Annotated in this window: 7 protein-coding genes and 1 other annotated feature; of the genes, 5 read left to right on the top strand and 2 right to left on the bottom strand. The window is 49.2% G+C overall.

Translation table 11 applies throughout. The features are described from left to right. The coding region (locus GSO_RS15930; RefSeq protein WP_010492068.1) for an LPXTG cell wall anchor domain-containing protein at positions 1–666 on the top strand (666 nt) is incomplete at its 5' end. Between the two features lie 190 nt (positions 667–856). On the opposite strand, the gene GSO_RS10850 is transcribed toward GSO_RS15930, so the two are convergent. Further along, positions 857–2,080: an MFS transporter gene (locus tag GSO_RS10850; protein ID WP_010492066.1), complete on the bottom strand. Its 1,224-nt coding sequence runs from the start codon at positions 2,078–2,080 to the stop codon at positions 857–859. Positions 2,081–2,334: 254 nt separating this feature from the next. Between GSO_RS10850 and GSO_RS10845 the strand changes: the two genes are divergently transcribed. Further along, complete coding sequence (locus GSO_RS10845; RefSeq protein ID WP_010492064.1) at positions 2,335–2,865, top strand: hypothetical protein; 531 nt, start codon at positions 2,335–2,337, stop codon at positions 2,863–2,865. Further along, entirely contained in the window at positions 2,858–3,679 is an 822-nt protein-coding gene (locus GSO_RS10840) for a hypothetical protein (RefSeq protein ID WP_010492062.1), read from the top strand. The genes GSO_RS10845 and GSO_RS10840 overlap by 8 nt, the downstream gene beginning before the upstream one ends. A 108-nt stretch (positions 3,680–3,787) precedes the next feature. Here the strand turns inward: GSO_RS10840 and GSO_RS10835 are convergent, their stop codons facing one another. After that, positions 3,788–5,020 carry an MFS transporter gene (locus GSO_RS10835; RefSeq protein WP_010492060.1) on the bottom strand — a complete coding sequence of 411 codons (1,233 nt, stop codon included), beginning with the start codon at positions 5,018–5,020 and terminating at the stop codon, positions 3,788–3,790. A gap of 156 nt (positions 5,021–5,176) precedes the next feature. Further along, positions 5,177–5,300, top strand: a sequence feature (ribosomal protein L10 leader region). A 31-nt stretch (positions 5,301–5,331) separates the two neighbouring features. Between GSO_RS10835 and rplJ the strand changes: the two genes are divergently transcribed. Next, on the top strand, positions 5,332–5,838 hold the full coding sequence (gene rplJ, locus GSO_RS10830) for a 50S ribosomal protein L10 (RefSeq protein ID WP_010492058.1): 507 nt from the start codon (positions 5,332–5,334) through the stop codon (positions 5,836–5,838). Positions 5,839–5,878: 40 nt separating this feature from the next. Continuing rightward, on the top strand, positions 5,879–6,247 hold the full coding sequence (gene rplL / locus GSO_RS10825; protein ID WP_010492057.1) for a 50S ribosomal protein L7/L12: 369 nt from the start codon (positions 5,879–5,881) through the stop codon (positions 6,245–6,247). Positions 6,248–6,257: the final 10 nt, after the last annotated feature.

Genomic DNA, 6,257 nt, shown 5'->3' with positions numbered 1-6,257 from the left:
GCAAACTCCGGCGACAGCAGTGCCGCAAGCAGCTATTCCAGTGCCGCAAGTTCCGCAGCAAGCACTGCATCTAGTGCTGAAAGTACTGCAAGCAGTGCTGCAAGTGCTGCTGCTTCCGATGATTCAACAGCTTCCAGTGCCGCAAGTGCTGCAAGCTCAGATAACTCGGTAGCCTCCAGTGCTGAAAGTACTGCAAGCAGTGCCGCGAGTGCCGCAGCAAGCTCAGCAGCAAGCCATCATGTCCTACCAAATACTGGTGGCAATGGCTCATCATCGAGTTCATCATCTAGCGCAGCTGGCAATGGTGGCAGTGGCTCAGCTTCAGGCTCGTCATCAAGCTCATCCTCGAGTGCAGCTGGTGCCGGTGGCAACGGCAGTGGCACGCAGCCAGGCAATGGTGGCAATGGTGGCAACTCCGCGAATGGTGGAGGTTCATCATCGCAAACCGGCAATGGTGGTAGCAACACGTTACCAGCAACTGGTGGCACAACGGGTCAGACAGGCTCATCATCGGAAAACGGTAACAGTGGCAAACACACATTGCCGCAAACTGGTGAGGCAAGCGATCAAGATGCTCCTGTTCTCGGTCTGCTTATGGTCAGTCTGATGGGATTGTTCGGCCTTGCAGGAACCAGACGTCGCAAGGATGACAAAACATCAAAGTAAAGCTGAGTGACGACGATCATTAAATGTTGTTACGCAACTAAGCTTTGACACAAATAGAGAGTGGTGTGAGAAACGTTTAGACGTTTCTTGCACCACTCTTTTTGCTTGGCATTAAAAAAAGAGGGCAGCCAGCGAATGGTTGTCCTCTTTTTAAAATTATTCTAAACGCCGGTATGCATAAATGCATTTATCATGGCTTTGATGGCGCTGTCTCAATCGAATCAACCAACTTAACACCCATGGTTTCTTGTCCCAAAAAGACGATTGCGACGATAGCGATGAGGATGGATGCAGTGAAAATAGCAAAGATGCTGGTGACAGACCAGTTGGCGCCTAACAGGTGGCCGACAAGCAGTGGACCGACAATACCGCCAATGCGACCGATGCCGGCTGCCATGCCAGAACCGCTGCTGCGGACGATGGTTGGGTATTGTTCCGGTGAGTAGGCGTAGAGGGCACCCCATGCACCAAGGTTGAAGAATGAGAGCAACATGCCGGCAGTTAATAGCATTGGCAGACTCGTTGCCATTCCGAAGGCCAGTGCACTGGCGGCGGTGCCGAGGAGGAACAGGCTTAAGACGAGCTTTCGGCCCCATTTTTCAATCAACCAGGCAGCAACGAAATAACCAGGTAATTGGGCTAACGTCATAATCAGCACATACCCAAAACTGTTGATGAGGCTGAAGCCTTTAAGCACCATCACACTTGGCAGCCACAGGAACATGCCGTAATAGGAGAAGACGACCATGAACCAGACGATCCACAGCATGATGGTTGAGCGTACGTAAGGCGGATGCCAGAGTGTCGTGAGCGTTTTGATCAAGCCTGGGCGGGCGACCCTTTTGAAGGCGCGTGATTCGTTGATGCCTTCGCGGAAGTAGAAGGCGTATAAGCCGGCTAAACCGGTCGCGAAAACGGCAACGCGCCAGCCCCAGACCGGCATGATAAAGTAGGAAATAATAGCCGCGAGCAACCAGCCGGCCGCCCAGAAGCTTTCTAACAACACAACGCTGCGGCCGCGTTTCTCAACCGGCACACTTTCGGAGACCAGCGTAGAAGCCACTGGTAGTTCGCCGCCCAGCCCAGCGCCGATGATGAAGCGTAAAACAAGAAAAATACCATAACCCGTTGCAAAAGCCGAAATGCCGCTTCCAATTGAAAAGACCAGTAGTGTGAGAATGAGAATGGCTTTGCGGCCAAAACGATCGGCCATCATCCCGAACAAAATGGCGCCAACCGCCATGCCGATCGAACTGACGCTGCCGATCCACCCCATTTCAACAGTACTTAGTTGCCATTCCTTATGTAAGGCTGCGATAACGAAACTCAGCATCCCCACATCCATCGCGTCAAACAGCCAGGCAATGCCAATGCCGACGATCAACCGCGCATGACTCGGTGCTTTCTTTGTCATTTTTCTCCTCCTTGATGAATTCCTCACAAGTTGGGTGTCTTGACACACGTTTGCTCGATCTTAATTTCATCAAAAAAGCGGGTTGCTGTCAATAAGAATTTTCATGAGATGCATCACAAGCGGATAAGACTTCAATGATTTCAAGTGTTTAGAAAGCAAAATAATTTTCAAAACTTGTATCAGCCTTGAGGAATGAACGGTTCTGCATGTTAAGATGGAACAACATAGCAAAAAAGCGAGGAAGGCAAAGTTTTATGAAGAAAATCACGGAATGGTATTACGGTATTTCACTCAAAGATCGCTTCAAGCAACGCACTTATGACGCAATCATGGGCCGCAACATGCTGACGGCAGAGCTCATGCTGCTGATTGCCAGTGCGACGGCCATTTTTATTGATGCTAATAGTTTAAAGATGATTACAGCAAGCACATGGATTCTGCTGCTGGTGACGGTGGTGATTGGTTTGATGAACACGGTCAGCTTACATTACTACCGACTGCAGGTGATTGAAGTGGATACCCCTGAAGCTTATCACCAGTATGTTTGGCTAGCAGTTGCCCGTGGCGTTTTATCTGCGCTGATGCTAGCGGTGGCGATTTTTGCGATTGAAATGGCATATGAAGCCGCGATGGACATGAACCCGCTCCCGCAGTATTACCTGACGAATCACTTCTGGATCGGCGTGATGTTGCCGATCGCTTACGGCATTTGCCGGTTTGGTTACGGGTACTTGCATTTGCATGGCACTTGGGAGCACAAAAAGGATACTGAGGATAATGATTAATTGGCAGCCAGGTGCAGGGCGAAGTGTCACGCCAGCGGAATTGCAACCTTTGTTAAAAGACGCAGATCAATGGACAAAGCAGCTTTTTGGTAACAAAGCAGCAATCATCCGTGGCTTTCCACAAGTAGGACCTCTACAATATGCGGTGGCTGTGTGGCAAAATGCCTATCATAAGCGTGCGCTCTATTTCAACGTGATCGGCCAAAACATACGGTTAGCTGAGCTGATTCCAATGCTCAAGCAAATAGCAGTGAAACACGATCGTCTGCAATTTAGCAGCGATGAGGCTACGTCGACCATCACCCAACAATTGCGTCAGGCAGGTTTTCAGGTCATTCGCCACACCGCCATGGGTACTTATAGAATGTTGCAACCGACAGCGACGATCGGTGACATTAAAACACGTTCTCAATTAACGGCAACCCAGTGGCAGGCTGTGGTTCAGCTAAGCTATCAAAATTACGTAAGTGCACACACAGTTAATCCTGCCACAATGACGCAAGCTCAATTTGAGAAGGCGTTAAGTGATGCCGACCCGCAGCAGCCCGGTTTTTGGGTTGTGGGCAACAGTGTCCGGGCTTATGTGTTTTGGTTTGAAGATGAGCCCGGCGAATTGACAAGTGCCTGGCTCGGCGGGGTCAAGCAAGCTGATACCTTACGATTGATGCGGGCCGTTTTGCCGCTGGTTCAAGCAAACTACCGAGTGGTTAACGGTGAATTTGATGATACCGATCCATATGCCTGGGCAGTCTACCGCCGATTAGCGATCCCTGATCTGCATCCTCTTGTTACATGGCAGCTGCTGTTGCGCTAACACTTGTTGGCAGACACAATTCAAAAAGGTTCCGCAGACAAATTTAATTAACGTCCACGGAACCTTTTTGAATACAAATATGCTGTTACCACTTATCACAGCAGACGATTATTCCTGCTGCTGCGGCCGGCTGGACCAGATGTGCGGAATGAACGTCCAGACCATCACAAGATCAAGCGCCAGGCACAAAGCGGTGAAAATGAAAACGCCGTTGTAGTCGAAAATATTGGAGATGAAACCACCAGCCAGTGATCCGGCCATGGAACCAAATGCCTGAGCGCTTTGATTCCAACTGAAAACCGTTCCTGTGTAGCTCACCGGCGTCAGTTTGGAAAGCAGGGTCTGGATGGTCGGGAAAAGCGCGCCATCCGAAACGCCGATCATGAGCCGGAGAAAGCCTAACGCCCAGATGCTGCCGACAATGCCTTGAGGGATGTACATGATGACAGCAAAGATCAGGCTGCTGACCAGAATTTTACCGGAACCGATCCGATCACCTAACTGACCTAAACGCGGGGCCGCCATTAAATTCGAGATCCCGGGTAGTGCCGCGATAATGCCGGCGACAACTGTGATTGGCCCGACGTTGTGCATTAACTCTTTGACGTAAAGACTGATAATCGGGTAAATCGACATGTTGCCTAACTGAATGATTGCCGTCGAGATGAGAAGCACCATAATCGCTTTAGGGTTGCTGACTTGGGTAAGCAGTCTCGGCCGCTTTTCCTTTTTTAACAGGCGCGGATCAGGCGTATAGTGTTCGTGAACCATTGTGAGACTTAGAACAAACACGATCAGTAGCAAGGCACCGGTAATGATGAAGGTCAGCCGAATCGAGAATGTCTGGGCGAGAAAACCGCCGAGAATCGGACCGATTAAATTACCGGAAACATAACCGGTTGTGAGAATACCGATCGCCGTACCGCTTTTGGCTTTCGGTGTTTCGGTCGCAATTAACGCACTGGCATTAGGGATGTAGCCTGCCGCCAGCCCTTGCAGAAAACGCAGCGCGATCAAGGCGTAGACATTGTGCACGAATCCGCAGGCACCAATGATAATCGCCATCCCAAAACTGGAACGCAATAACATGAGCTTACGGCCGCGGCGATCAGCCAATCGACCCCAAAGCGGACTGACAATGGCAACGACCATGAAAGTGACCCCGAAGGTAATCCCGGAATAAATGCTGAGTTGGCCTTTCGTAAAATCGCCGAGTTGGTCGACATATAATGAGATAAACGGCGAGACCTCACTGAAGCCCATGCCGGCGATGAAGGTACCAAGCCATAAGACAGCCAGATTTTGCTGCCATGGTTCGAGACTTTTAAGTTTACTTGGCAAAATCGCCAACTTCCTTTCAGAAAAATAGTTACCCAACTAATATAACGCAATCAAAAAGGGGATACAATTGGGGGGACTGCTGAAAATCAGACTTGAAAATTTGACATTAAAGCTAAATAATTTTGACATGCCTTGGTTACCATGGTATTCTACTCGTTGTGATTAGTCACTCTGCCTAAGACTCAGGGGGCGTAAAAGCCTTAATCATCCTGCCGAGGTGGTATCGGAAACATAAGATACCTCTATGTCTTGGTAGGCATGGAGTTTTTTTATTGCTAAAAACTTCAACCAAACTAATGGAGGTGAAAAACATGAGTGAACAAGCTATCGCAAAAAAAGCTGAACTCGTTAAGACGATTTCTGAACAATTCAAGAATGCTACCAGTGCTGTCGTTGTTGACTATCTGGGCTTAACAGTTGAGCAAGTAACCGCATTACGTAAGGAACTGCGCGAGGCCGGTGTCAAGATGGAAGTGTTGAAGAACACTTACCTGCGTCGGGCCGCTGATGCCAACGGTTACGAAGCATTGGACGATGTTTTCAAGGGCCCTACAGCCGTTGCCTTCTCCAATGACGATCCTGTTGCTCCGGCACGCATTATGGCCAAGTACGCTGACCAATTTGATGCGCTGCAGATCAAGGGCGGCATTATCGAAAATAAAGTTGCTTCTTTGGACACCATTATGGAAATGGCCAAGATGCCAGATCGCGAAGGTCTGTTGTCGCAACTTGCTTCTGTCTTGCAGGCACCTGTCCGCGACTTTGCACTTGTTGTTAAAGCAGTTGCAGAAGCCAAAGACGAAGAACCTGCTGCATAATATGACGTTACAAACTATTTAAAAAACGGAGGAAACAAACATGGCTTTAGATGTAGATGGCATCATTGCACAACTTAAAGATGCTTCCATTTTGGAACTCAATGACTTAGTTAAGTCAATCGAAGATGAATTCGGTGTTAAGGCAGCTGCTCCTGTTGCTGCCGGTGCCGCTGCTGGTGGCGACGCTGCAGCTACCAAGGATACCTATGACGTTGAATTGACCGAAGCCGGCCAAGAAAAGGTTAAGGTTATCAAGGCTGTTCGTGAAATCACTGGCCAAGGTCTGAAGGATGCCAAGGGTCTGGTTGACGCCGCTCCTAAGGTTATCAAGGAAGGCTTGTCCGAAGACGACGCTAACAAGATCAAGGAACAGCTTGAAGAAGTTGGCGCAACGGTAACCCTCAAATAATTAAGCTTCA

Source organism: Lacticaseibacillus zeae DSM 20178 = KCTC 3804, from assembly GCF_000260435.1.
Taxonomy (GTDB): domain Bacteria; phylum Bacillota; class Bacilli; order Lactobacillales; family Lactobacillaceae; genus Lacticaseibacillus; species Lacticaseibacillus zeae.
This window is presented reverse-complemented; position numbering and strand designations above follow the sequence as displayed.